The following is a 23,859-nucleotide window of genomic DNA, read 5'->3' as shown; positions in this document are numbered from 1 at the left end:
CGTGACCTAGGCTTCATGCCGTTGTGCTTCCGCATCTCACCACGACTGTTCGAAAGGACTACCAATGCGCACGGCTATCCAAGACTCCGCCGCCATGCTCTCGGACCATCAGCTGCAATCCAGGCCTGCATGGATGGCCCTGAAAAACGCCGCCGCTGAGCTGCAGCTCATCCAGGCGCAGGACGGCTCCGTGCCGGAACCCGGCGACCTGCCTGCCGCCTCGAAGCTGGTGGCAGTCATCCGGGAATCCGTAGCCGATCTGGCGCCGCTTTTCCCTCATGATGCCGAGTATCTGGGCCGGGTTCAGCAAGCCTTCACGGCGTGGGAAGCATCAGGGTTCGCAGTGCCGGACTTCCTGGAAGCTTTGGAGGCCTTCCAACCCCAGCTCCACCGCAACGACGGGCTCCGCCACCTCGTTGTCTTTCCGATGTATACCCAGAACGGCAGCAGCAACCGGTTCGTGGAAGCCGTGCTGATCGAGGTCATCTGGCCCGACTTCATTGCCGAACTTGAGGCCGGCGAATACTCCAACCCGCTCTTCCTGCCCATCCGATTCATCGATTTCACACCCGGCTACGACACGAATTCAGCCGTGCTGTTCCCGGAATCGGTGGCCGTGCGTGAAACACCCCAGTTTACCTGGGGTGCAATCTTCGCTGACCGGGAAGCTGCACGGTTCAGGCGCGTACTGCATGCCGCGGCCCAGACCACGCGGCTTGATCTGCCCGCCGATGCTGCTGCCCTCCTGGATGACCAGCAGCTCACCCAGTCGACCTTTGTCATGTGGGACCTGATTCACGACCGGACGCACATGCGCGGAGACCTTCCGTTCGATCCCTTCATGATCAAGCAGCGGATGCCCTTCTTCCTCTACACCCTCGAAGAGCTGCGTTGCGATCTCACCGCATTCCGGGAGTCGGTCAAGATCGAAAGGAACAAGGAGTCATCCCCCGAAGCGCGCAAGCACGCCAAGCTGGTCCAGTACGCCGTCATCTTCGACCGAATCTTCCGCTTCGCTATGACCGGGCCCCGCATCCGGAACTACGACGGCCTTGGAGGCCAGCTGTTGTTCGCGTGGATGCACCAGCACCGAGTGCTGCACTGGACCGACACAAAGCTGACCATCGACTGGGACAACGTGGCTGACGTTGTGGTTGCGCTCGGCCAGGAAATCGAAGAGCTGTACTGGCGCTCAATTGACCGTCCTAAGATCGCCCACTGGCTCGCCGCCTATGAACTCATTGCTGCAACGGTCACGCCCCACCCGGCCTCCACATGGGCAAAGGGCCCCGACGCGCTCCCGCTTGCCGGGCCTCCACGTGGACTCACCGACCTGGTGCTGGACGATGAGTTCCCCTACTCGATGTTCTATGAAGCACTGGAGAAGAAAATCCGGCCGGTCATCGAGTCGACTTCGGGCATCACCGGAACCTCGGACCTCGACTGTGAAGGCAGCGGGGCCGCCGCATGAACGCCCGCACAACGACCCGCCCGCTGAATGTCGTCGTCGCAGGTTCCACTAGTGCGGCCGGCAAGGCAGTAGTTAAAGCCCTCGCACAAATCGGCGCGCACGTGGCGGCGGTTGATATCAATCAGGCCGGCGTGGAATCCCTCGCCCAACGCCATGAGGGAGTGGTGCCCTACGTCTGCAACCTGTCCGACCTGTCCGCCGTCGCCAGTCTCGCCGACTCGGTCCGCACCGATCTCGGGAGCGTGGACGGCCTGATTCACCTGGTTGGCGGCTGGCGCGGCGGAAACGGCATCACGGGACAAAAGGATGAGGACTGGGACGTACTGCACACCAGCATTCTGACCACGCTCCGGAATACGTCACGGACGTTCTATCCGGACCTGGAAGCCTCACCGTCCGGCCGAATGGCCATCGTCTCCGCCACCGCTGCCTCACGGCCGACTGCATCCGGGGCCGCGTACGCAGCCATCAAAGCCGCCTCCGAAGCGTGGGTTCTAGGCATCGCGGACGGCTTCCGCAGAGCCCAGTCTGGCCACAAAACCGAGCCGAAGGAGCAGACGTCCGCAGCGGCCGTCTTTGTGGTCAAAGCACTGGTCGATGAAACCATGCGGTCCGAAGCGCCCGACCGGGCCTTCCCCGGATACACGGACATTACCGAACTCGCGGACCATGTGTCCGCGCTCTTTTCGGTCCCTGCAGCCAAACTGAACGGAACACGGCAGCACCTCATCTGATGGGCGGCGCACTCAAAGAAAGACTAGGAAGAGTCGGACAAAAATGACTATTACAGACGGCGTCTCCGCTCCGGGATCCGGTCCACGTCTTCACGACGACGGCCTGCGCAGCTTCGCCTCCGATAACTACGCAGGGGTTCACCCCGAGATCATCGCCTCGTTGCATCAGGCCAACCATGGGCACCAACCGGCATACGGCGGGGATGCATACACAGAACGTCTGCAAGAAATCATGGCAAGCCACTTCGGCGCGCAGGCACAAGCATTCCCCGTCTTCAACGGCACGGGCGCCAACGTTCTCGCCCTGCAGGCAGTGCTGCCGCCGTGGGGAGCCGTGGTCTGCGCATCTACCGCTCATATAAATACCGATGAAAACGGTGCCCCGGAGCGGGTGGGGAGAATGAAACTCCTTCCCGTGGAAACCCCGGACGGCAAGCTCACCCCCGAACTGATCGACAGGGAAGCCTGGGGTTGGGGGGACGAACACCGCGCCCAGCCCCTCGCTGTGTCCATCACCCAGACCACCGAGCTGGGCACTGCCTACCGCGTGGACGAAATCAAGGAGATCGCCGACTACGTCCATGAGCGCGGTATGAAACTACACATGGACGGCGCGCGGCTGCCCAATGCTGCAGTCCATTTGGAACGCTCCCTTCGGGATATCACCACAAATGCCGGTGTCGATGTGCTGTCTTTAGGCGGAACGAAAAACGGAATGATTTTCGGAGAGGCGGTGCTAGTGCTGAACCCCGATGCCGCGTCCGGGCTCACATACCTGCGAAAGATGAACATGCAGCTGGCCTCGAAAATGAGGTTCCTATCCGCTCAGCTCGTTACCTTGTACGAAGGCGATCTGTGGCTTCGTTCTGCAGCACAGGCAAACGCCATGGCCGCCCGCCTTCGCGCAAGGCTCGAATCCCATCCGCTGCTGACGTTCACCCAGCCAACAGAGTCCAATGCGGTCCTTGCCATTCTGCCCCCCGCAGCAGCACAAAGGCTGCGCCACAACTACCGCTTCTACGACTGGGACCCCAACCGGGGAGAAGTTCGATGGATGTGCGCTTTCGACACGGAAGCACCAGATGTCGACGCATTCTGTGAAGCCGTGAACGACGCGCTGGAAGCATCGACCAGCGATCAATGAGGCGTGGCGTCAGTGGAATTTCGGCATCTTCCCAGTCATAAAGACGGATATGTCAAGAATATGTAAAGGACATAAGTAAGGACGCATGCTCCTCCAATCACGGACAGAACGAAGTAGAACTTCCGCCGGGATGAATAAGGCTCGTCCTTGGCTCGTGGATGCCGGACCGTGTAGGTGGCCGAAACCACGATGAGCACCAATCCGAGCAGCATGACGAGCAGCATTGCCTCATCCTAAAGGCTGTCAGAACGGTGTGAGGCGCCCCTCGGCGGGCCTTAGGAAAACCCGGCAGCCACGCCGGAGGGAGGGCTCCTTTTTCCATGTGCCCACGCGGCCTCTCAGGCGAGGCGCCCTGGCAGAGCCGATAACGGCTCTTACGGAAGTGAGTCAAGCAGCCTTTCTAGTTTGTCCGCGACGACCTTCCGGACGGGGGTGCAGTTTGGGCCGTGCTGAGCTTCGGAGCCGCCGCAGCCGTGCCGGCGCCCTGGTCACTCCACCAGCATCCATTGGAGACGGAATGGGCACGGCACCGTCGTGGGTTCGCACCGCCTGCTCCCGCGTTCGACGGTGCGCCATCCGGGATGCGCTACTGCGCGCCGCGGCGGACTTTTTCGTGTGCTTTTCCATGCGCGCGTCAGGGGATTTGGCGACCAACAGCACCACGAACGGGGTGAAGGCTAGTGCGAGGAGGACGAGCGTAAAGGTAAATTCCATGACCGGCTCCTGTCTGGATGACATCAGGGTAGGAGCCGCATGACCGACCTGCAAGGGTTTTTTCACCTACAACACAACGACCCGGGCGGGCTGTTGTGGAACCGCGTCAGCAGCAGAGGCCGACAACGGCGCAGCTGTCGCGGGCGAAGCGGAGGGTTCCCATGACGAGGCGGCTGCTGAGGGGCAGGACGGCTTGGGGCAGGGCACGCTGCAGGAATGTCATGGCTTTGTAGCCGCCGGCGGCGGTGAAGTCCGTGTGAAGACCCGGGCGCGCTTTGGTGCTCGGCTTCCCTGTCGTCCGTTTGCCTCAGGCCGAGGCCGACATGAGTTCCCGAGGCCTGGCACATTGCCCCGGAGCCCAACGGCCCGGGGCAATGCCATCGGCATGCGGGCCCGGGCGCCTGGGTCTCCGCTACTGGCCCGGTGCCCGGTAGGAAGGCGTCTTGCTTACCGCAGCGTCGAGATCTTCCGGGGTCATGAGCGGGGTCAGATGTAGATCCACAGCACCGCTGGAATTGATCATTAGGGACAGGGCCACCGCGCCGGACTGGTCAGGTATGTCGAAGACTCCCAGGACATCAGTCTCACCGAAGGCATAATAGATGCACTCCAGGGAGCCACCCACCGACTCCAGGGCCTGGACGACTGCTTCTCGTCGTTTGGATCCCCCCTCCTGCATGAGTCCTTTGATTCCCTGGCCTACGTAGTTTCCTTGGAAGAGGTACTTCGTCATGACTTTTCCTGTTCTGCTTACGTCCAGAACGCGAAACCCATCCAGGCGCACATTCGATGAGAACGGTTCTGCAGGTTTCCCCGCAAGTGCTGCGGGCCGCGTGTAGGCCTCCCCCGCCGGCACTGGCAACAACTCCCCGGAGACCTGCTCAGCGGAGTCGAGTCGTTCAGGTTCGGCGTACGGGTCGGCAGACAGCGGCCCTGGCATTACGGCTTGATAACTCCCGTTTTCCTCCTGCGCCAAACCGCCTGTCAATCCCCAATCAGAGGCCACTAAACGGCGAGCAAGAATCCGGGACGTATCTGCCCTGTCGCCCAGCGGGTCTGCGCGGTATGTTGCTCGGATGGACGACACTTACCAGGTCATTGTGGTCGGCGGTGGCTTTGCAGGCATGGCGGCGGCCGGGAAGCTTGGCCACAGGGGCATTAGGGTTCTGCTGATCGACGCGAACAACTACCACCAGTTCCAGCCGCTTCTGTACCAGGTGGCAGCCTCGCAGACCGGTGTGTCGGCTGTGGCAAGGCCGCTGCGCTCCGAATTTCGGGGCAACAAAGGGGTTCGCATCCTGACAGCGGAGGTCACGTCGGTTGATTCCGCTACCCGCACCGTCACCACCGCCGACGGCTCGCGATACCAGGGGCGCATTCTTGTCCTGTCGGTTGGCGCCGTCCCGAACTTCTTCAACACTCCGGGCGCCGCGGAACACGCCTACCCGCTGTATTCACTGGCGGACGCCACGAAGCTGAGTTCCGCCCTCATCCGCGCCCTGGACGAGGCGGACCGCGACCAGGCAGAAAGCCTGGATGTCGTCGTCGTCGGCGGCGGTCCCACCGGTGTGGAAACTGCCGGCGCCCTGGCCGAGAACGTCAAATACATTGTGCCCAAGTACTTTCCCCCGGCGCTGGCGGGTCGGTGCCGCATCCACCTCGTAGATCTAGTGCCGAACGTGCTGATGGCGTTCTCGCCCAAATCACAGGCCTACGCCCGGGACCGACTGCTGAAGCTCGGGGTTGAACTGCACATGGGCCAGGGTGTGACCGAGGTCCGTCCCGAGGGCGTCACCCTGGCGGACGGAACCGTTATCCCGGCGAGGATCACGGTGTGGGCCGGCGGCCTGCAGGCCGGAAAGATCATTGCCGAATCCGGCCTCCCCCAAGGCAAGGGCGGACGCATCGACGTGCAGCCGGACCTGACCGCGCCTGGGGTCGAGGGAGTCTATGTGCTCGGGGATGCAGCCAACATCACTGATGCCAGAGGCGAGAGGCTCCCCCAGCTCGGATCGGTTGCAGAGCAGTCCGGGAAATGGGCCGCCCGCAATATCCACGCGGACCTCACCGGCGGAACACGCCAGCCGTTCGCCTACTGGGACAAGGGCTACATGGCGATGGTCGGCCGGGGAGCAGCAGTAGCAGAGCTGGGCCGGAAGCGAGTCCACCTACAGGGCCCGCTGGCCTTTCTCGCCTGGCTGGGGGTCCACCTCGCCCTGCTGCCGGGTTTCCAGCAGAAAGCACGTGCTCTCTCCTCGTGGGCGGCCGGCTATGTCACGCACAGCCCGTCACAGGTTGTGGTCGGCCAACCTGACTAAACGTCCGCAGTTGGCCGGTGGATCGCCCATCGCCAGGGCCTGCTAGCGACCCTGGCGATGGTACTCAACCGGCTGGCCTACACGTTGGCGAGGAGCTGGCGGGCCGCCGCCGAGTGGTCGGCGATGAGTCCGTCGAGGTCCAGCCCTTCGACCTGTCCGTCCACCACGCGCCAGCGGCCGCCGACCATCACACGGTCGGCCCGGTCGGCGCCGCAGAGCAGCAGCGCGGAGAGCGGGTCGTGGCTGCCGGAGAAGCGCAGTCCGTCCAGCTTGAAGAACGCGAGGTCGGCCTGCTTCCCCACCGCGATCTCGCCGATATCGGTGCGGCCCAAGGCCAGCGCCGAGCCCTTGGTGGCCCAGCCGAGAGCCCGCTCCGGCGTCGCCAGCTCCGCCCCGTAGCGCAGCCGCTGCAGGTACAGCGCCTGCTTGGCCTCGAGGATCATGTTCGAGCCGTCGTTCGAGGCGGATCCGTCCACGCCGATCCCGACGTGCACGCCGGCGTCCTCCAGCTCCACGGCCCGGCAGATCCCGGAAGCCAGCCGCATGTTGGAGCTGGGGCAGTGCGCCACGCCGACGCCGGCGGCACCGAGCCGCGCCACCTCGTCGTCGTTGAAATGGATGCCGTGTCCCAGCCAGGTCCGCCGCCCCAGCCATCCGACGTGCTCGAGGTAGTCGACGGTCCGCAGGCCGAACCGCTCCAGGCAGAACTGCTCCTCGTCGACGGTCTCGGCCAGGTGCGTGTGCAGCCGGACATCATGCAGGTCGGCCAGGGCGGCGCTGTCCTTCATGATCTCCGGGGTCACCGAGAACGGCGAGCACGGCGCCAGCGCGATCTGGATCTGCGCGCCCGGGCCGCGCTCGTGGTAGCGGCCGATCAGCCGTTCGCTGTCCTCGAGGATCACTTCCGGTGACTGGACCACGCGCTGGGGCGGGAGACCGCCGTCGTCCTCGCCCAAGGTCATGCTGCCTCGGGTGAGCATGGCCCGCATGCCCAGCTCCCGGACCACCTCCACCTGCACGTCCACCGAATCGTCCATCCCGTCGGGGAAGAGGTAGTGGTGGTCGGCGGCCGTGGTGCAACCGGAGAGCAGCAGCTCGGCCAGCGCGGCCTTGGTGGCGAGCCGGAGGGCCTCCGGGGTCAGCCCGGCCCAGACCGGGTAGAGGTTGACCAGCCACGGGAACAGCGGCACGTTGACCACCGGGCGCCAGGCCCGGGTGAGGGTTTGGTAGAAGTGGTGGTGCGTGTTGACCAGTCCCGGCAGCACCACGTGGGCGCCGGCGTCGAACACCGAGCCCCAGCCGGTCCGCGGCTCCCCGCCTGCGGGCACCAGCTCCGCGATGGTGCCGTCTTCCACGACGAATCCGCCGGCAGCGTCCTCCGTATTTGCGGTGAAGACGGCCAGCGGGTTGCGGATCCAGGTTCGTTCGGCCATGGGTTTCTCCTAATCGGTTGCAGTGTCGAAGCCGAGCATCCAAGGGACGACGGCGGTGCCGCCAGCTCAGTTACGTCCTGTCTGCTGATCCAGGAGACCATCAAGAATGGCCGGGTTCGGGCGATGGAAGCCCGGGGGCCGGGCCGGCTCCGCGGTGGAGCCGGCCCGGCCGCAGGTGCGTTGTCAGTTGTCCTTTCCGGCCGGGCGGATGTCCGCGTCGGGCCCGTCCGAAACCTCTTCCTCGCAGATCCGGCGAATGTCCTCGGGGCAGGTCACCTCGCCCCGGTCCAGCTTCTCCTTGACCACCTGGTACTGCTGGGCGGTCACGACCGGGATCTCGGTTCCATCCGCGGCGATCAGCTTGCCGCCCTCGTAGTAGTCGCCCTCCTCGAGCGCGTGCAGCTCCTCGACGCGCACCATGCGCGGCGGGCTGGCCACCAGCGAGGACTGCTTCGCCGAGTTGCCGGCCTTCAACTGGTTGAAGAGCAGGTTCAGCAGCACGGCCATGATGGCCGCGGAGCTGATGCCGGAGTGGAAGATGATGCCAAACCAGGTGGGGAACTGGTCGTAGAACTCGGGCTTGACCACGGGGATCATGCCGAAGGCCAACGACACGGCCACGATGACCATGTTCATGTTGTCCTTGTAGTCCACCTTGGACAGCGTGCGGATGCCGCTGGCGGCCACCGTGCCGAAGAGCACGATGCCAGCGCCGCCCAGGACGGGAGTCGGCACGGCGGCGACGACGCGGCCGAGCACCGGCAGCAGCCCGAGCACCAACATGATGGCGCCGCCGGCGGTGACAACAAAACGGCTCCTCACTCCGGTAATCGCCACCAGGCCGACGTTCTGCGCGAAGGCGGTCTGGGTAAAGGAGTTGAACACCGGCGCGAGGGCGCTGGAGAGCATATCGGCGCGGAGCCCGTCGGCGATACGGCGGGAGTCCACCTTGGTCCTGGCGATCTCGCCCACGGCGAGGATGTCCGCCGTCGTTTCCGTCATGGTCACTAGGATGACGATGGTCATCGAGATGATGGCGGCCACGTCGAAGACCGGCCAGCCGAAGGCGAACGGCTGCGGGACGGCGAAGATGGCGCCGTTGGCCACGTTCGAGAAGTCCGCCATCCCCAGCAGTGCCGCGATCACGGTTCCCGCGACGATGGCCAGCAGGATGGACAGCCGGGAGATTGCCGCATTGCCGAGTTTGCTCAGCAGCAGGACCAGAGCCAGCGTCAGGGCTGCCAGACCGATGTTGGGCAGGCTGCCATAGTTCTCGGCCTGGGGGTTGCCGCCCATGGCCCAGTTGGCCGCGACCGGCATCAGGGTCAGGCCGATCGTGGTGATGATGACGCCCGTGACCACCGGCGGGAAGAACCGGATGACCTTGGCGAAGAACGGGGCGATCACGAGGCCGATAACGGAGGCCACGAGGACGGATCCGAAGACCGTCTGGATTCCGCCGCCGCCGCTGAGGATCGCGGTCATCGTGGCGACGCCGGCAAAGGAGACCCCTTGGACCAGCGGAAGCTGCGAGCCGAAGAATTTCACGCCGTAGCTCTGCAGGATGGTGGCCGCGCCGCCCACGAAGAGGCAGCTGGCGATCAGAAGTGCGATTTCGTCCTGGGACACTCCGGCTGCGTTCCCCACGATCAGCGGGACCGCGATGATGCCGCCGTACATGGTGAGGACGTGCTGGAGACCGTAGGTGAAGGACCTGCCCACCGGCAGGCGTTCGTCCTCAGGTCTTTGTGCGGTTAAAGTCTTGGTTGTGGCTTTTGCTGCATTCACAGCTGACCTCCTTGTCGGCTGGGGAAGTGGGGCCGCCCCCCCCGCCCCCCCACTTCCGGCATGTGGCTAGCAGAATCCGGCGATGTTCGACCAGATCGGGTGGTCGGCGCGCGAGCCCTCGCGCTGGATGGTGGCTTCGATCAGTCCGTAGGGACGGTCGGCGGCGTAGAACACCTCGTTCGGGTTGTCCTGTCCGAAGGGCTGCAGGTCCACCAGGAAGTGGTGCTTGTTCGGCAGGGACATCTTGATTTCGTCGATTTCCGGGTGCGTCTCGATGACGGCGCGGCCCATTTCGTACATGGTCTGCTGCAGGGCCAGCGAGTGGGTCTCGGCGAAGGCCTTCAGCAGCAGCCCGCGGACACTCGCGTAGACCGCGTCGAAGTCAACCTCGACGGTGTTGTAACGCCAGCGGGCGCTGACATCCGTGGCGAGGATACGGTCGCTGGTTTCCTGCAGAGTGGTGTACTTGTCCCGCGGGAAGCCGTGGAATTCCGAACCGGTGGACTTCAGGACCGTCAGGCCCTCAATGCCGGCGACGATGGCCTGCTCGCCGCCCGAGATCTCGAGTACGGCGGTGCGCACCTCGCTCTTGTTCCGGGAGAAGGCGTGGTCGTGGTCGTTGATGCGGTCCCAGAAGAACTGCTGCGCCGCCCAGCGCCCGCCCGTTACCCAGTCGAAGCCCTCGGTGAAGTGCTTGCCCAGCCGGAGCAGGAACTCCTCGGTGGTGGCGAAGCCGTCGCGGGCGAAGGCGTAAACGGTGTTCTTCTGCGTGTCTGTGGCGACCACGTGCGCGTTGTCGCCGGCGGTGTGTGCGGCCTCGAAGTCGCCGCGCAGCTGCGAGGTGACATTCAGGTCCTGGACCTCGTGCCGGGCGGTGTTGCGCGTGACCTTGACGAGGCGGACTTCGGCCTTGCCGTACTGGTTCTGTCCCAGCACGACCTTGGTGCCGGTTGAGGTTTCTGCGGTGGCAGTCATGGCTAACTCCCTCGGTAGGTTGAAAATGCAAACGGGCTGATGAGAAGTGGTACGTGGTAGTGCTCTGCCGGTTCCTTCACCTCGAAGGCCAGCTCCACGAACGGGAAGAAGGTTTCCGTTCCCTTCTGCCCGAAGTAGGGCCCGGTTTCGAACACGATCCGGTAGATCCCCGCTTCGACCGCCTCGGGTCCCAGGTTCTTGATACGGCCGTCATTGTCCGTACGTCCCGAGGCGATTTCCTGCCAGCCGGTTGCCGATTTGGCTTCCAGAGTGGCCTTGACACCGGAGGCAGGCCTCCCGGTCCCGGTGTCGAGAATGTGGGTGGTGACATGGCTGACGCTCATGCTTCGATGGCTCCTTCGAGTCGGAGGATGGCAATTTCGCGGAGCTGTTGGGCCACGACGGCGATTTCCTCGTCGGGCGAGTTGTGCAGGCGCTTCTGGAGCTGCTCGAGGATGTCTTCCGCGCTGCGGCCGGCCGCCCGGATCAGGAAGACACGGTCGAACTTCGCCTCGTAGGAGCGGTTTCCCGCGTCCAGCGCGGCCTGGATCTCGGCGGAACGTACGACGCCGGACTGCTCCTTGCGCGACATCCCCGCCTCCGCGCTGTTTCCGGCGGCGCGCTCCCCGATCCGGGGATGGTGCGCCAGCGCGGCGTCGATCTCCTCGGTGGTCCAGGGATCCGCCGCTGCGGCCGCAAAACTGATCAATTCCGGCCGGTCCGCGAAGGGCCGCGCGGCCACGACCTGCTGCACCCAGCGGTCGATGTCCACGCAGGGACGGAGAACGTCTGCCGCGTCAGCCGGAGAAAGATGGTTAAAGGAAGAAAAGTCCATGCGGGTGTCAGCTTTCGGTAGAGACCGCCCCAGCGCTGAACACCCTTGACCATCGATGGAGATCGACTTGATTCGATGTTTCTGTATGGCGGAATTTTTATTTCGAAATGAGTGTAACGGGTATCACAGGAGATCTGTCAAGGGTAGCGGGAAACTTCTTTTCTGAACAGATCCGGATCTGGCGAACCCTTGACCTAGGGGCGGGCGCACGCATAGCCTTTTTCACAGTCCAATAAGGAGTTTCCATAATACGAAATCGAGGAGCATCTCATGGAGCAGGCCCCCACGCACGCACCGTCGTCCCACTCACCGGTCTACGAGGCGGGAGGATCCGACCCCGACTTCTACCTGCCCTGCCCGAAAGACGGCGCGGCCAGCGGCATCAGCAGGGTCCTCCGCAACCTTTCCTCCTTGCCGGCGAGGCTGCGAGGCTCCCGCTAACCCTTTAGCCAGCGGCCGCGGCTGCTAGGCCCTCCGATAAGACATGCGTGTGTTGCCCTCCCGCCGGGAGGGCAACACACGCATTTCCGGTTCCGGAGTGGCTAGGCGTCGCCCCCGGCGTTCCCGGAAGTGCCGGCGTTGACATCGTCCAGGCGGTAACGGCGGAAGGCTTCGGCGGCGGCGTCGGCGGGGACCTTGCCTTCTTCGGCCAGCAGCTGCAGTGCGCGCACCACGATCGAGTGGCTGTCGATGTTGAAGAAGCGCCGCGCGGCTGCCCGCGTGTCCGAGAAGCCGAACCCGTCAGCGCCGAGCGTGGCGAACCGGTTCGGCACGAACTGCCGGACCTGGTCCGGCACCTGGGCCATGTAGTCCGAAACCGCGACAACCGGGCCTTCCGCGCCATCGAGCTGCTGCGCGACGAAGGGCCTGCGGGCCTCGGCGCCTGGGTCCAGGAAGGCTTCCCGTTCGGCTGCGAGGCCGTCGCGGCGCAGCTCGGTCCAGCTCGTAACTGACCAGACGTCGGCGGAGACGTTCCAGTCATCGGCGAGGATCTGCTGGGCCTCCAGCGCCCAAGGAACGGCGACGCCTGAGGCCAGGAGCTGCGCCTTGGCGCCGCCGGCCGCCCCTGCCCTGAGCTTGTAGATGCCGCGCAGGACGCCGTCGACATCGAGGCCGTCAGGCTCGGCGGGCTGCACGATCGGCTCGTTGTAGACGGTCAAGTAGTACATCACGTTGGGATCCGGATGCGTTCCGCCGTACATCCGCTCCAAGCCGGCACGGAGGATGTGCGCGGTTTCGTAGCCATAGGCGGGATCGTAGATAACGACGGCGGGGTTGGTCGCCGCGAGGAGCGGCGAGTGGCCGTCCGCGTGCTGCAGGCCCTCGCCGGTCAGCGTGGTGCGGCCGGCGGTTGCCCCGATGATGAAGCCCCGGGCCATCTGGTCCGCCGCCGCCCAGAAGGAGTCGCCGGTCCGCTGGAACCCGAACATGGAATAGAAGACGTAGACCGGAACCAGCGGTTCACCATGGGTGGCGTAGGAGGTGCCGGCGGCAGTGAAGGCCGCCACGGCGCCGGCCTCGTTGATGCCCGGATGGATCAGCTGCCCGGCCGGCGACTCCTTGTAGGCGAGCACCAGGTCCCGGTCCACGGAAAGGTAGTTCTGGCCGCCGGGGTTGTAGATCTTCGCCGTCGGGAAAAACGCATCCATGCCGAACGTCCGCGACTCGTCGGGCACGATCGGCACCACCCGCTGGCCGAATTCCTTATCGCGCATCAGGTCCTTCAGCAGCCGGACGAAGGCCATGGTGGTGGCGGCTTGCTGCCTGCCCGAGCCGCGGCGTGCCACGTCGTAGGCCCTCGGATCGGGAAGTTTGACCTCGGCATGCCCCCTGCGCCTGGCGGGGACCGAGCCGCCGAGTTCGCTCCGCCGTTTCGTCAGGTACCGGATTTCCGGTGCATCCATTCCCGGGTGGTAGTAGGGCGGGCGGTAGGGGTCCGCCTCCAGCTGCCCGTCGGTGATCGGGATGCGCAGGTGGTCGCGGAACGCCTTGAGGTCCTCGAGAGTGAGCTTCTTCATCTGATGGGTCGCGTTGCGGCCCTCGAACCGGGCGCCCAGACCATAGCCTTTCACAGTCTTCACCAGGACGACGGTGGGCTTGCCCTTGAAATCGGCCGCCGCCTTGTATGCGGCGTAGACCTTCCGATAGTCGTGTCCGCCGCGTTTGAGGTTCCAGATTTCGTCGTCGGAAAGGTCCGCGACGAGGTCCTTGGTCTGCGGGGTCCTGCCGAAGAAATGCTCGCGGACGAAGCCTCCGGACTCGGCCTTGTACGTCTGGTAGTCCCCGTCCGGCGTCGAGTTCATCAACTCGACGAGGTGGCCTTCATTGTCCTGCGCGAGGAGGGCGTCCCACTCGCGGCCCCACACGACCTTGATGACGTTCCAGCCTGCCCCGTGGAAGAACGCCTCGAGTTCCTGCATGATTTTGCCGTTGCCCCGCACCGGACCGTCCAGGCGCTGCAGGTTGCAGTTCACTACGAAGGTCAGGTTGTCCAGCTTCTCCTGCGCCGCGAGCTGCAGCAGGCCGCGGGATTCCGGCTCGTCCATCTCGCCGTCGCCGAGGAACGCCCACACGTGCTGGTCCGAGGTGTCCTTGATGCCTCGGTTGTGCAGATAGCGGTTGGACTGGGCCTGGTAGATCGCGTTCATGGGGCCGATGCCCATCGAGACCGTCGGGAACTCCCAGAACGCCGGCATCAGGCGCGGGTGCGGGTAGGAGGACAGCGCGTGTCCGGCCTTCGACTTTTCCTGCCGGAAGCCGTCGAGGTCCTCCTCGGTCAGCCGGCCCTCGAGGAACGCCCGGGCGTACATCCCGGGCGAGGCGTGCCCCTGGAAGAAGACCTGGTCTCCCCCGCCGGGATGATCCTTGCCGCGGAAGAAGTGATTGAAGCCGACCTCGTAGAGAGTGGCCGCGCCGGCGTAGGTGGAGATGTGCCCGCCGACCCCGATGTCCGGATGCTGGGCCCGATGGACCATCACGGCGGCGTTCCAGCGCATCCAGGCCCGGTACCTGCGCTCCGTCTCCTCGTCGCCTGGGTAAGCCGGCTCCCGTCCGGCCGGAATGGTATTGACGTAATCGGTGGTAGTGGCCAGCGGGAGGCCAATCCGGCGGGAACCCGCGCGCTCCAGCAGCGAGCGCATGATAAAGCCGGCGCGGGCCGTTCCGCGGGCATCGATCAGCTGGTCCAGCGATTCGGACCATTCGGCTGTCTCTTCCGGGTCATGGTCTCCGAAGCCGCCGGCCAGGAGGTCCGCAGCGGTGGAATCGTCGATGGCGGTCATGTGCAACCTCTTCCTTGAGGGGCAGAGTTCTCCTGCCGCTCTTGCAGCATAGTTTCATATTGCGGAAACTTTATTCCGAAAATATACGGTACAGTGAACACAGGCGACCGGCCGTCTGTCAAAGCCTGCCGGTCGCCGTCCACGCCGACCACTGGAATGAGGAGCACATGGACCCGGATCCCTCGGCACCCCATCTGCGCACCGCCGTCGTCACCGGAGCCGGTTCCGGCATCGGCCGGGCCGTGGCGCAGCAACTGCTGGACGCAGGATTTGCCGTGGCGCTGGCCGGCCGGCGCGTGGAGGCACTCCACGAAACCGCGGCGGGACACGGGAAGGCGCTCGTGGTTCCAGCGGACATCACCGATGCCGGGCAGGTTCAAGCGCTTTTCGGCCGCGTGCGCGATGCCTGGGGCAGGCTCGACGTGCTGTTCAACAACGCCGGATCCTTCGGCCCGTCCGCCGCTGTGGACGAGATCGGTCTGGCGGACTGGAACGCGACGATCTCGGTCAACCTCACCGGAGCGATGCTCTGCGCGGCCGAAGCGTTCCGGATCATGAAGGGCCAGCAGCCCCAGGGCGGGCGGATCATCAACAACGGCTCGATCTCCGCCCATGTACCGCGCCCCCGCTCGGTAGCCTACGCCGCCACTAAACATGCGCTCACCGGGCTGACCAAGTCGATCGAACTCGACGGCCGGCCCTACGGGATCAGCTGCGGCCAGATCGACATCGGCAATACCGCCACGGCCATCGTGGCGCACACCGGGGCCGATACCGGAGCGCTGCAGCCGGATGGCAGCCGCCGGCCCGAGCCAACCTTCGATGTGGAGGAGGCCGCCCGCGCCGTGGTCCTCATGGCCACGATGCCGGCTCAGGCCACCATCAACCAGCTCACGATCACCGCCGCCGGTATGCCCTACATCGGGCGCGGCTGAGGAGGAACCATGCGCCAAGCCAAGATCATCGCCACCTTCGGTCCGGCCCTGGCGGGCTACGAACGCACGCTTGCCGCGCTCGAGGCGGGCACCGACGTCGTACGCCTGAACATGAGCCACGGCGAACACTCGGTGCACGAGGAAACCTACCGCAACGTCCGCCGGGCTGCCGCCGCCTTGGACCGGCCCGTAGGCATCTTCGCGGACCTGCAGGGACCGAAGATCAGGCTGGGCCGCTTCGCGGCCGGGCCGCACGAGCTTGCCGCCGGGGACCGCTTCACCATCACCGCTGCCGATGTCCCGGGCAGCGCCGACCGGGTCTCCACCACCTACGCCGGCCTGCCCGGGGACGTGCGGCCCGGCGATACGCTGCTGATCGACGATGGCAAGGTGGCGCTCCGCGCGGTGGAGGTCGATGCGCAGAACGTGGTCACCGAAGTCGTGGTCGGCGGACATGTCTCCAACAACAAGGGGATCAACCTCCCCGGCGTCGCCGTGAACGTGCCGGCCCTGAGCGACAAGGACGAGGCGGACCTGCGCTGGGCCCTGAAGACCGGCGTGGACATGGTCGCACTGTCCTTCGTGCGCAGCGCCGCCGACATCCGCCGCGTCCACGAAATCATGGACGAGGAAGGACGGCGTGCTCCGGTCATCGCCAAGATCGAGAAGCCGCAGGCGGTCGACGCGCTCAAGGAAATCATCGACGCCTTCGACGCCATCATGGTGGCCCGCGGCGATCTGGGCGTGGAGCTGCCGCTGGAGGATGTGCCCGTGGTGCAGAAGGGGGCCATCGAGCTGGCCCGCCGCGCCGCGAAGCCCGTCATCGTCGCCACGCAGGTGCTGGAGTCCATGATCGAGAATCCGCGGCCCACCCGCGCGGAGGCCTCGGACTGCGCCAACGCCGTGCTTGACGGCGCCGACGCGGTCATGCTCTCGGGCGAAACCAGCGTGGGAAGCTACCCCATCGACGCCATCCGGACCATGGCCCGCATTATCGAATCCACCGAAGAGCATGGACTGGAACGTATCCAGCCCCTCGGCAGCACGCCGAAGACCCGCGGCGGCGTGATCACCCGCTCCGCCGTTGCCATGGCGGCCCAGCTGGATGCCCGGTGCATCTGCGTCTTCACCCAATCGGGAGATTCGGCGCGGCGCCTGTCGCGGCTGCGTCCGGCCAAGCCGCTCTACGCCCTCACTCCCCTGCCGGCCTCCGTCAACGAGCTCACCCTGGCCTGGGGAATCCGGCCGCAGCTGGTGGACTTCGTGTCCCACACCGACCAGCTGGCGGCGCAGGTGGACCGGATCCTGTGCGAGCAGGGAGTGGCGGGGACGGACGACCTGGCCGTCATCGCGGCCGGCTCTCCCCTGGGCAAGGCCGGAACCATCAATTCCCTTCGCCTGCACCGCATCGGAGACCTGGACGCCTAGGGCGCGGCGCCGTGGCGGTTATTCAGCCGCGTCTTCGGGAGGGGCCTCTTCCAGATAGCGCTCCCCATGGCCGGCGTCGCGCACCGTGAAGTTCTCTTCCAGGTACTCGATGGCCGCCGCATCGGTCTCGCCGGGAGGAGTGACCGGATCATCGAGCACGCTGCGGTCCGCGTCGCCGTACACCTGCGCCAGGCCCTTGGCATCCGGCGTGACTTCGCCCGGCTCCAGCACCTCCTGGTCCCGGGTGATCCGGCCTTGGCTCTCTGCGTCTTCTTTACGTTCCTGGCTCACGGCTGTTCCTTCGCTCGTGCGGCATCATCGGCAGTTCCAGCTAAGCACCTGATGGCCCCGCACGGCAGGGTTTCGCCCGATTCAACCTCGGTCCCGCATCAGGACAGGCGGCGGAAGACGCCCGGCCTGAGCTCGACATAGATGGGCAGGACCAGCTGAAGGTGGGCAACGCCGACCGGTTCGTCGAGCAGCTCGTTGATCGAGGTCTGCCCCTCTAGCTCGCAGGCCTGGTCCCTATCCATGAATCGACCTTATGTGCGCCGGGACCCGCCGCCCGCTAAGACACGAGCCTCAGTCCGGCTTAGCCCTGAGGGCGGCGCTGCCGGCCGCCCTCACGGGGTCTGGCGCCGCAGCAGTCGGGTACCGGTCTTGGCCAGCATCAGGACCAGCAGCAGGATGCCGACATAGCCGTTGACCACGTAGACGATGTTGACCATCTGGGAGAACGGGAGGACCAGGCCGATCACCGTCCCGACCGTGGCCAGGCCGATGGTCAGGTACTTGAAGCGGGGCGTCTTGTCGGCGAAGAAGCGGGACGAGACGGTCCACAGCAGCGGGACCGCCGTCGTGTAGATGCCGGCCAGGATCATTACCGAAATGCCGGAGGCGAGCATCACGTTCACGTCGGACGCGAGGACAAGCATCGGAATCTCGGTGTTGCCAACGCGTCTGATGTTGGCCAGCAGCCCCAGGCCGACGATGATGCAGGCCAGCGAGAAGGCAATCGCCCCGACCAGGGCGCCGGAGGTAGCTTCCTTCCGGCTGCGCGCCGTCTTGCCAAGCGCAGTGAGGAAGGCAGCCAGCCAGAGCATGCAGAAGCCCACATAGGAAAGGGCGGCCATGAACCAGTTAGTCGACGCCTGGGTCAGCGCCAGCTCGGGCAGCAGTGCGTTGCCCTCGGCGATGCCGCCCGGGTTGCGGACGATGCCCACGACGCCGAGCGCGATCGCGATCACGACGATCAAGGGGCCGATCTTGCCGATCACGTCGACGAGGCTCTTAAGCCCGAACCACACGCTGATGCCGACGGCGGTGGCCAATCCGATGCCGCCGACGAACTTCGACAGGCCGTAATGCTCTTCGAATACGGCACCGGCACCGGCGACCATCACCGTGAAGCTCAGGAAGACGAAGAGTACGGAGAAAAAGTCGAAAAAGGTGCCCAGGTGCTTGCCGCAGTAGTAGTGGAAGATCATCGACGGCCGCTCGAACTTCCTGGCCTGGCCGACGGAGAAGAACTCGACCGCGACGTAGGTCATCAGGACCAGGACCAGGGCTCCCGTGCCGAAAACGCCCCAGTATCCGTACGAAGTGAAGTACTGCAGGATCTCCTGGCCAGTTGCGAATCCTGAACCGATCAGGAACGCGACAATCGCGCCGGCATAGGTGAGAACGCGCAATACGCTTGTCTTCTCGACGGTGTGCAAATGCGCCCTGGTCGGCGACGTCTGTGTCATGTCTTCCTAACGTCAATTGATATATCAGTCGTATAGAAAAATATGGCAGGCGTGTGACCCAGTCAACACCGGTTGCGTAACGATTAACCAACGAGAGCAGTAGCCGGACATGCCAGTTGCGTCCGAGCCGGGCCTCCCGGGAGCGGCGCCGCGGCTTTCGCCCTCCATCCGCCGCTTGGAGATAAAAGAGTTTATGATTTAAATTCAAACTTTCGGTGCGGGTGCACTGCCCCCGGCAGGAGCGGAAGGTCCCGGTGGAGACAGCGGTAACGGACAGCGGCGGAACCGTATCCCTTCGTGCCCTTGAGATGGCGGCGCAGATCCGTTCGCAGCGCTCGGAAGCATCCGGCCGAGCCGACCGGGTGACCCAACAGCTTGAGACCGGCATCGGGCTGGGGCTGCTGAATCCCGGAGAGCGCCTCCCCCCGGAACAGCTGATGGCCGAGCATTTTGGCGTCTCCCCTCTGACGCTTCGCCAGTCCCTCGCCGTCCTGCGAAGCAAGGGCCTCCTGGAGACGCGCCGCGGGCGCGGAGGAGGAAGCTATGTAACAGGATCGCTGCCGGTTCGCGAAGCCGATATCGCGCGGGAATTGCGCAGCTACAGAAGCGACGACCTGCGCGACCTGATCGACCTGGCCGCATCGACGGCGGGCTCCGCGGCACGATTGGCGTCAAAGCGCTCCGACGAGCAGGACATCCGGCGCCTCCGGAGCCTCGCGCATCGCTTCGAATCCAGCTCCGAGCCGCACATGCTGCGGCAGACGGATGCGCGCCTTCATATCGGACTAGGCGTGGCGGCACAGTCGCGCCGCCTGACCACCCTCCTCATCCAGATCCAGGCCGAGCTATCCCCGTTGACGTGGGGCGAGGCCTGGCAGCACGAGCACGCCGATGCCGTCCGGGGACATGGCAGCCTCCTCGATGCCATCGAGAAGGGAAACGCACCCGCGGCTGAGGATATGGCGATTACGCATTTCGAACAGGAAGGTGCCCTCATCATCGATCAGCATCTGGCGCTGTTGACCTCGGACCTGGCGGATGCGCAATGAAGTCCCTCGACAAGGTCCTTCACTCGACATCAGCAACCCTTGCCCGGCGCCTGGACAAGGTTTTCGCCGACCTTGAAGTCCTGGCCGAGGCAACAGTGAAGATCATTTCCCCTGCCGGCACGTCGCGGGCCATGCTCGAGGCGCTCAAGCCTGTCGTCGAGAGAATCGTCGTGGAGGAAGGGGGCCTCGTGGACAGCGCCGGGGTGTCGGTAGCACCGGGGCTGCTGACCGACGCTACCACCTGGCATCAATGGTGGAGCTTCATCGGGGGACAGCTCGTTTTCATCCCCCACAATCTCAATCCTGCCTCCATCAACTACTACGACTACACGGAAATGACGTGGTTTGCACGGCCGCTGGCGTCGGGCCGGCCCGAGCTTACTGGTCCGTATCTGGACTTCGGCGGTGCCAACATGAAGGTGGTCACGGCGTCCAAGCCTGTGCTCCATGAATCGCTCACGGCAGGCGTGGCGGGGGCCGACCTTTCGATGGACTTCATCGAGCGCACCTTCCTGGGCGGCCTCGGGCGCAGGACTGAACATATCGCGCTCATAACGGAGACGGGCAAGGTGGTCGCTTCGAACAGCGCGCGTTTCGCTCCGGGAACCCGCTTCGAGGGGCCTCGCGCCGAGCTGGACTCGGTGCCCGTCGAGGTCGCGGGCCTCGCCGCTCCCCCGTGGCACCTCATCGTCGCCGCCTGACCCGTAAACGAGTCCCGGGCACCCGGATGCGACCCGCGCGGCGGTCCGGACCCCAAACACGAGCATTGGCCGCCCCGGCGGGGCGGCCAATGCTCGCTGCACTGTTGTAGGTCAGGCGCGCGGGCCGGAATCGTGCGGCGCAGAATCGTGGGATGCGGGATGGTGATGCGCGTGGCCGGGGTGGTGCTCCTCGTACTCGATCTCCAGCTCGTCCGCCGAGGTGAGCCCCGCGGGCAAGTCGACCGTGTGGCGGGGGCCGGTGTAGGTGCCCTTGACCCGGAGCTGCCAGGCCAGCCAGAGGGCCAGCAGGGTGCCGCCGACCACGAGCGGCGTGTAGTTCACGTACTTCCACTCGAACGACGGATCCCACGGGATACCGCCCGGTGAGGTCGGCAGGATCGCGATCACGGTGATCACGGCAATCACGACGACGGCGAGCAGGCACAGCCACTTGTAGTGGCGGCCCAGGGTCCAGGAGCCCTTCTGGAAGGCCTCGCCCTTGCGCAGCCGCTGGTAGATCGGGATGGCGAAGGCTAGGTAGAGACCGACGACGCCGATGGAGACGACGGCGTTGAATGCCACCGGCACGGGGGCTCCGTTGACGTCCACCGGCACCAGGGCCGGCAGGGTCAGGACGATTGCCAGCACGGCGACCAGGGCCACGCTGTACAGCGGGACGCCGCTCTTGTTCAGGCGGGTCCAGAGACGGGCTCCGGGGACCGCGCCGTCCCGGCTGAAGGCGAAGAGCATCCGGGTGGTGGAGGTCATGCAGGCCAGGGCGCAGAAGCACTGTCCCACGGTGGAGATCACCAGCACTGCGCTGACCCAGGGACCGCTCAGCGCCTGGTACAGGATGGTGACCGGGCTGCCGCCGCCGGCGGACACGGCGTCGGCGTCCTGCACCGCGAACAGGATGCCCAGCAGCAGGACCCAGCCGCCAATCGCCGAGTAGAGGATGGCCTGCCAGATGCCGTTGGCGGCCGAGTTGGAGGCGCCCTTCGTCTCCTCGGACATATGGCAGGAGGCGTCGTACCCCGTGACGGTGTACGCGGGGAAGATGGCTGCCAGCGGCAGCACGAGGAAAAGGAACCCGAGTCCGGAGGTCGCGCCGTCGAACAGGCCGGTGTTGTTGATCCGCTGGGCGAATACGTCCGCGACGCTGGCGTGGCGCTCAGGCACGAAGATGATGATCGCGATGATGGCCGCGGTTCCGAGGGCGTGCCACCATACCGAGATGTTGTTGAAGATGGCCAGCAGGTGGCTGGAGAAGATCGAGAGCAGGGTGACCACGGCCAGCACCGCGATGAAGATCAGGAATACCCGGGTCAGCGAGTAGCCGTCGGCCCAGGCCTGGCTGAACGAGGACAGCGTGACGTCGATGAAGGTCGCACAGCCGTAGGAGACCGCAGCGACGATGGCCAGCAGGCCGAGGAAGTCCAACCAGCCGGTGAAGTAGCTGGACCGGAGGCTGCCGAGCTTGGCCGCCCAGTAGTACATGCCGCCGGAGGTGGGCATCGCCGAGACAAGTTCACCCATGCACAGGCCGATAATGAGGATCAGCGCGCACACAACCGGCCAGCCCCAGCTGATCGCCATGGGACCGCCGTTGTTCCAGCCGATAAAGAAGCTGATGAACGGGCCGCTGAGGATTGAGATCACCGAGAAGGAGATGGCGAAATTGGAAAAGCCGGACCAGGATCGTTTCAGCTCGGGCTTGTAGCCAAGCTCGGCGAGGATCTCTTCGTCCGAGCGACGTGATTCGGAGACAGACATGGAAGGAAGTCCTTGGAGTTTGTGATCTGACATGAGGAGTCGGTGGAGACCGCAGTGGCTACATTGAAGTGAGGCCGCCGTCGATCGGCAGCAGTTGGCCGGTGATGTACCTGGCCCAGTCCGAGGCGAGGAATACGACCGAAGGAGCAATGTCCTCCGGCGTCCCCTGCCGTCCCAGAGGTACCTGCCGGCCTACGAGCTGGCCCAGCTCCTCCGGGTCCAGATGGCCCAGTACGGGATCATTGAACCCGGTTTCAATCCAGCCCGGGCAGATGCCGTTGACGCGGATTCCGTGTTCGGCATATTCGACGGCGACCTGCCGGGTGAAGTTCACTAGGGCGCCCTTCGAGGCGTTGTAGGCGGCGAGGTCCGGCTCGCCGATGAGCCCGGAAACCGAGGCCGTAATGATGATGGCGCCCGACTTTTGCTTGATCATCTGCGGCAGCACCGAGCGCACCGTGATGAACGTGCCGCGGACGTTCACCGCGAAGGTTTTGTCCCACTCGTCCAGGGTCTGGGTCAGGGCCGTGCCGGCCATCAGCACGCCCGCGTTTGCGTGCACGATATCGAGCCGGCCATGCGTGCGGACGACGTCATCGACAACTTTCCGCATCGCCTCTTCGTCCGTGATGTCCGCGACTGCAGCTACGCCCGCATTCCCTGCGCTCTTGATCAGCTGCTCGGTTTCGGCGGCCCGGGCGAAATCGACGTCGGAGGCGATGACCAGCGCCCCCGCGTCAGCCAGTGCCAGAGCGCTCGCGCGGCCGATGCCGTGGCCGGCGCCCGTAACCAGGGCCACCTGGCCAGCTAGGGACAAGGGATTCATCGTCAACCTCCATGATTCATATGCCATCGGGACGGAATGTGATGTCAATTACTCAGATGGCGACGCCTCTACTTTAGACGCGTAACCGCCTCTAGGCAATAGACTTTAACTTTAAATGTTTACAACTCTATGGCGACGATGTTGCGAGCCTGTTTCAGGATCGGCATGCCCGGCAGATGGAGATCCAGATGCCATGCATTTGCCAAGAGATTGCTAAGTCTGCTTATGGTTGGGGAAAGCCATAAGGAGGCAACATGATCGGATTCATCATTGCTGGACTCGTCATCGGGGCGCTGGCGCGCCTGGTCAAGCCCGGAAGGCAGAACCTCGGACTTTTGGCCACCCTGCTGCTGGGCCTGGCCGGCTCGGTCATCGGCGGCGTCGTGGCCAACCTGCTCGGAACGGGCGACATCTTCGAATTGAACATCCTCGGCTTTGTCGTCGCCGTCATCGCGGCCGTGCTCCTGATCGGCGTGGCCGAGGGAATGTCGGGGCGGCGCAGCGTCCGCCGCTAGGCGGCGCCCCAGCCTAGGCCGGCCCTGTCCCGGAGCGCCGTAAGGCCTCCGGGCCAGGACCGGCCTCACGTGCAGGAATTCCCCGTCCGTGAGCAGTGGCCCCGGGTTGCCGAGCTCAGGGGGCAGGTGCCCGCGGCCGCCTGCCCCTCCACCTTGCATCGGAGTCTGTAGGATGCAGAAGCAAGCGGCCG

The 23,859-nt window shown here is 65.1% G+C and carries 22 protein-coding genes; 10 read left to right on the top strand and 12 right to left on the bottom strand.

Features of this window, described 5'->3' with window-relative positions:
* Positions 1–94: 94 nt before the first annotated feature.
* The 3 genes from WFH44_RS15615 to WFH44_RS15605 are packed head-to-tail and all read left to right on the top strand — an operon-like array spanning position 95 to position 3,349.
* Positions 95–1,471 (top strand): DUF6421 family protein, encoded by a 1,377-nt coding sequence (locus WFH44_RS15615; protein ID WP_336714860.1) that lies wholly within the window; start codon positions 95–97, stop codon positions 1,469–1,471.
* On the top strand, positions 1,468–2,205 hold the full coding sequence (locus WFH44_RS15610) for an SDR family oxidoreductase (RefSeq protein ID WP_336714837.1): 738 nt from the start codon (positions 1,468–1,470) through the stop codon (positions 2,203–2,205). The genes WFH44_RS15615 and WFH44_RS15610 overlap by 4 nt, the downstream gene beginning before the upstream one ends.
* A gap of 43 nt (positions 2,206–2,248) precedes the next feature.
* Positions 2,249–3,349: a threonine aldolase family protein gene (locus WFH44_RS15605; RefSeq protein ID WP_336714836.1), complete on the top strand. Its 1,101-nt coding sequence runs from the start codon at positions 2,249–2,251 to the stop codon at positions 3,347–3,349.
* 1,126 nt (positions 3,350–4,475) lie between these two features.
* On the opposite strand, the gene WFH44_RS15600 is transcribed toward WFH44_RS15605, so the two are convergent.
* Complete coding sequence (locus WFH44_RS15600) at positions 4,476–4,796, bottom strand: GYD domain-containing protein (protein ID WP_336714835.1); 321 nt, start codon at positions 4,794–4,796, stop codon at positions 4,476–4,478.
* Positions 4,797–5,139: 343 nt separating this feature from the next.
* Here WFH44_RS15600 and WFH44_RS15595 point away from each other — a divergent pair, with 343 nt between their 5' ends.
* Entirely contained in the window at positions 5,140–6,381 is a 1,242-nt protein-coding gene (locus WFH44_RS15595; RefSeq protein ID WP_336714834.1) for an NAD(P)/FAD-dependent oxidoreductase, read from the top strand.
* 77 nt (positions 6,382–6,458) lie between these two features.
* Here WFH44_RS15595 and WFH44_RS15590 read toward each other — a convergent pair whose 3' ends face one another.
* The 5 genes from WFH44_RS15590 to uraD form a co-directional block, all read right to left on the bottom strand.
* Entirely contained in the window at positions 6,459–7,814 is a 1,356-nt protein-coding gene (locus WFH44_RS15590; protein WP_336714833.1) for an 8-oxoguanine deaminase, read from the bottom strand.
* A gap of 183 nt (positions 7,815–7,997) precedes the next feature.
* Positions 7,998–9,602, bottom strand: a complete 1,605-nt coding sequence (locus WFH44_RS15585; RefSeq protein ID WP_336714832.1) for a nucleobase:cation symporter-2 family protein — start codon at positions 9,600–9,602, stop codon at positions 7,998–8,000.
* A 66-nt stretch (positions 9,603–9,668) separates the two neighbouring features.
* Entirely contained in the window at positions 9,669–10,577 is a 909-nt protein-coding gene (gene pucL / locus WFH44_RS15580) for a factor-independent urate hydroxylase (RefSeq protein WP_336714831.1), read from the bottom strand.
* Positions 10,578–10,579: 2 nt separating this feature from the next.
* Entirely contained in the window at positions 10,580–10,921 is a 342-nt protein-coding gene (uraH, locus tag WFH44_RS15575; RefSeq protein ID WP_336714830.1) for a hydroxyisourate hydrolase, read from the bottom strand.
* The gene (gene uraD, locus WFH44_RS15570; RefSeq protein WP_336714829.1) at positions 10,918–11,412 is read right to left on the bottom strand and encodes a 2-oxo-4-hydroxy-4-carboxy-5-ureidoimidazoline decarboxylase; all 495 of its coding nucleotides are present in this window, start codon (positions 11,410–11,412) and stop codon (positions 10,918–10,920) included. Before uraD ends, uraH begins: the two co-directional genes overlap by 4 nt.
* Positions 11,413–11,682: 270 nt before the next feature.
* Here uraD and WFH44_RS15565 point away from each other — a divergent pair, with 270 nt between their 5' ends.
* Positions 11,683–11,853, top strand: a complete 171-nt coding sequence (locus WFH44_RS15565; protein WP_336714828.1) for a hypothetical protein — start codon at positions 11,683–11,685, stop codon at positions 11,851–11,853.
* 101 nt (positions 11,854–11,954) lie between these two features.
* On the opposite strand, the gene aceE is transcribed toward WFH44_RS15565, so the two are convergent.
* Entirely contained in the window at positions 11,955–14,693 is a 2,739-nt protein-coding gene (aceE, locus tag WFH44_RS15560) for a pyruvate dehydrogenase (acetyl-transferring), homodimeric type (RefSeq protein ID WP_336714827.1), read from the bottom strand.
* A gap of 167 nt (positions 14,694–14,860) precedes the next feature.
* Between aceE and WFH44_RS15555 the strand changes: the two genes are divergently transcribed.
* Together WFH44_RS15555 and pyk are read left to right on the top strand one after the other, a co-directional pair.
* A complete protein-coding gene (locus WFH44_RS15555) occupies positions 14,861–15,628 on the top strand; it encodes an SDR family oxidoreductase (RefSeq protein ID WP_336714826.1) in 768 nt (255 codons plus the stop codon).
* Positions 15,629–15,637: 9 nt separating this feature from the next.
* Positions 15,638–17,056 carry a pyruvate kinase gene (pyk, locus tag WFH44_RS15550; RefSeq protein ID WP_336714825.1) on the top strand — a complete coding sequence of 473 codons (1,419 nt, stop codon included), beginning with the start codon at positions 15,638–15,640 and terminating at the stop codon, positions 17,054–17,056.
* An 18-nt stretch (positions 17,057–17,074) separates the two neighbouring features.
* On the opposite strand, the gene WFH44_RS15545 is transcribed toward pyk, so the two are convergent.
* From WFH44_RS15545 to WFH44_RS15535, 3 genes are all read right to left on the bottom strand, one after another.
* Positions 17,075–17,347 (bottom strand): hypothetical protein, encoded by a 273-nt coding sequence (locus WFH44_RS15545; RefSeq protein ID WP_336714824.1) that lies wholly within the window; start codon positions 17,345–17,347, stop codon positions 17,075–17,077.
* Between the two features lie 98 nt (positions 17,348–17,445).
* Entirely contained in the window at positions 17,446–17,589 is a 144-nt protein-coding gene (locus WFH44_RS15540) for a hypothetical protein (RefSeq protein ID WP_264794649.1), read from the bottom strand.
* A gap of 90 nt (positions 17,590–17,679) precedes the next feature.
* Complete coding sequence (locus WFH44_RS15535) at positions 17,680–18,804, bottom strand: YkvI family membrane protein (protein ID WP_336714823.1); 1,125 nt, start codon at positions 18,802–18,804, stop codon at positions 17,680–17,682.
* 254 nt (positions 18,805–19,058) lie between these two features.
* Between WFH44_RS15535 and WFH44_RS15530 the strand changes: the two genes are divergently transcribed.
* Positions 19,059–19,853, top strand: a complete 795-nt coding sequence (locus WFH44_RS15530; protein ID WP_336714822.1) for a FadR/GntR family transcriptional regulator — start codon at positions 19,059–19,061, stop codon at positions 19,851–19,853.
* Positions 19,850–20,554, top strand: coding sequence for a cache domain-containing protein (locus tag WFH44_RS15525; protein WP_336714821.1), 705 nt, complete (start codon positions 19,850–19,852; stop codon positions 20,552–20,554). Before WFH44_RS15530 ends, WFH44_RS15525 begins: the two co-directional genes overlap by 4 nt.
* Positions 20,555–20,665: 111 nt before the next feature.
* Here WFH44_RS15525 and WFH44_RS15520 read toward each other — a convergent pair whose 3' ends face one another.
* Both WFH44_RS15520 and WFH44_RS15515 read right to left on the bottom strand, forming a co-directional pair.
* On the bottom strand, positions 20,666–22,327 hold the full coding sequence (locus WFH44_RS15520) for an amino acid permease (protein WP_336714820.1): 1,662 nt from the start codon (positions 22,325–22,327) through the stop codon (positions 20,666–20,668).
* Positions 22,328–22,385: 58 nt separating this feature from the next.
* A complete protein-coding gene (locus WFH44_RS15515) occupies positions 22,386–23,153 on the bottom strand; it encodes an SDR family NAD(P)-dependent oxidoreductase (protein ID WP_336714819.1) in 768 nt (255 codons plus the stop codon).
* A 254-nt stretch (positions 23,154–23,407) separates the two neighbouring features.
* Between WFH44_RS15515 and WFH44_RS15510 the strand changes: the two genes are divergently transcribed.
* On the top strand, positions 23,408–23,668 hold the full coding sequence (locus WFH44_RS15510; RefSeq protein WP_264794651.1) for a GlsB/YeaQ/YmgE family stress response membrane protein: 261 nt from the start codon (positions 23,408–23,410) through the stop codon (positions 23,666–23,668).
* Positions 23,669–23,859: the final 191 nt, after the last annotated feature.

The organism is Arthrobacter sp. USHLN218, from assembly GCF_037144715.1.
Classification (GTDB): domain Bacteria; phylum Actinomycetota; class Actinomycetes; order Actinomycetales; family Micrococcaceae; genus Crystallibacter.
The sequence above is the reverse complement of the archived record's forward strand: the minus strand, read 5'-3'. Positions and strand labels throughout refer to the sequence as shown.

What these genes read in the sequence shown, in the direction of transcription:
- WFH44_RS15615 (WP_336714860.1), top strand. Translation starts at nt 95, where the DNA reads ATGCTCTCGGACCATCAGCTGCAATCCAGGCCTGCATGGATGGCCCTG.
- WFH44_RS15610 (WP_336714837.1), top strand. Translation starts at nt 1,468, where the DNA reads ATGAACGCCCGCACAACGACCCGCCCGCTGAATGTCGTCGTCGCAGGT.
- WFH44_RS15605 (WP_336714836.1), top strand. Translation starts at nt 2,249, where the DNA reads ATGACTATTACAGACGGCGTCTCCGCTCCGGGATCCGGTCCACGTCTT.
- WFH44_RS15600 (WP_336714835.1), bottom strand. Translation starts at nt 4,796, where the DNA reads ATGACGAAGTACCTCTTCCAAGGAAACTACGTAGGCCAGGGAATCAAA.
- WFH44_RS15595 (WP_336714834.1), top strand. Translation starts at nt 5,140, where the DNA reads ATGGACGACACTTACCAGGTCATTGTGGTCGGCGGTGGCTTTGCAGGC.
- WFH44_RS15590 (WP_336714833.1), bottom strand. Translation starts at nt 7,814, where the DNA reads ATGGCCGAACGAACCTGGATCCGCAACCCGCTGGCCGTCTTCACCGCA.
- pucL (WP_336714831.1), bottom strand. Translation starts at nt 10,577, where the DNA reads ATGACTGCCACCGCAGAAACCTCAACCGGCACCAAGGTCGTGCTGGGA.
- uraH (WP_336714830.1), bottom strand. Translation starts at nt 10,921, where the DNA reads ATGAGCGTCAGCCATGTCACCACCCACATTCTCGACACCGGGACCGGG.
- uraD (WP_336714829.1), bottom strand. Translation starts at nt 11,412, where the DNA reads ATGGACTTTTCTTCCTTTAACCATCTTTCTCCGGCTGACGCGGCAGAC.
- WFH44_RS15565 (WP_336714828.1), top strand. Translation starts at nt 11,683, where the DNA reads ATGGAGCAGGCCCCCACGCACGCACCGTCGTCCCACTCACCGGTCTAC.
- aceE (WP_336714827.1), bottom strand. Translation starts at nt 14,693, where the DNA reads ATGACCGCCATCGACGATTCCACCGCTGCGGACCTCCTGGCCGGCGGC.
- WFH44_RS15555 (WP_336714826.1), top strand. Translation starts at nt 14,861, where the DNA reads ATGGACCCGGATCCCTCGGCACCCCATCTGCGCACCGCCGTCGTCACC.
- pyk (WP_336714825.1), top strand. Translation starts at nt 15,638, where the DNA reads ATGCGCCAAGCCAAGATCATCGCCACCTTCGGTCCGGCCCTGGCGGGC.
- WFH44_RS15540 (WP_264794649.1), bottom strand. Translation starts at nt 17,589, where the DNA reads ATGGATAGGGACCAGGCCTGCGAGCTAGAGGGGCAGACCTCGATCAAC.
- WFH44_RS15535 (WP_336714823.1), bottom strand. Translation starts at nt 18,804, where the DNA reads ATGACACAGACGTCGCCGACCAGGGCGCATTTGCACACCGTCGAGAAG.
- WFH44_RS15525 (WP_336714821.1), top strand. Translation starts at nt 19,850, where the DNA reads ATGAAGTCCCTCGACAAGGTCCTTCACTCGACATCAGCAACCCTTGCC.
- WFH44_RS15520 (WP_336714820.1), bottom strand. Translation starts at nt 22,327, where the DNA reads ATGTCTGTCTCCGAATCACGTCGCTCGGACGAAGAGATCCTCGCCGAG.
- WFH44_RS15515 (WP_336714819.1), bottom strand. Translation starts at nt 23,153, where the DNA reads ATGAATCCCTTGTCCCTAGCTGGCCAGGTGGCCCTGGTTACGGGCGCC.
- WFH44_RS15510 (WP_264794651.1), top strand. Translation starts at nt 23,408, where the DNA reads ATGATCGGATTCATCATTGCTGGACTCGTCATCGGGGCGCTGGCGCGC.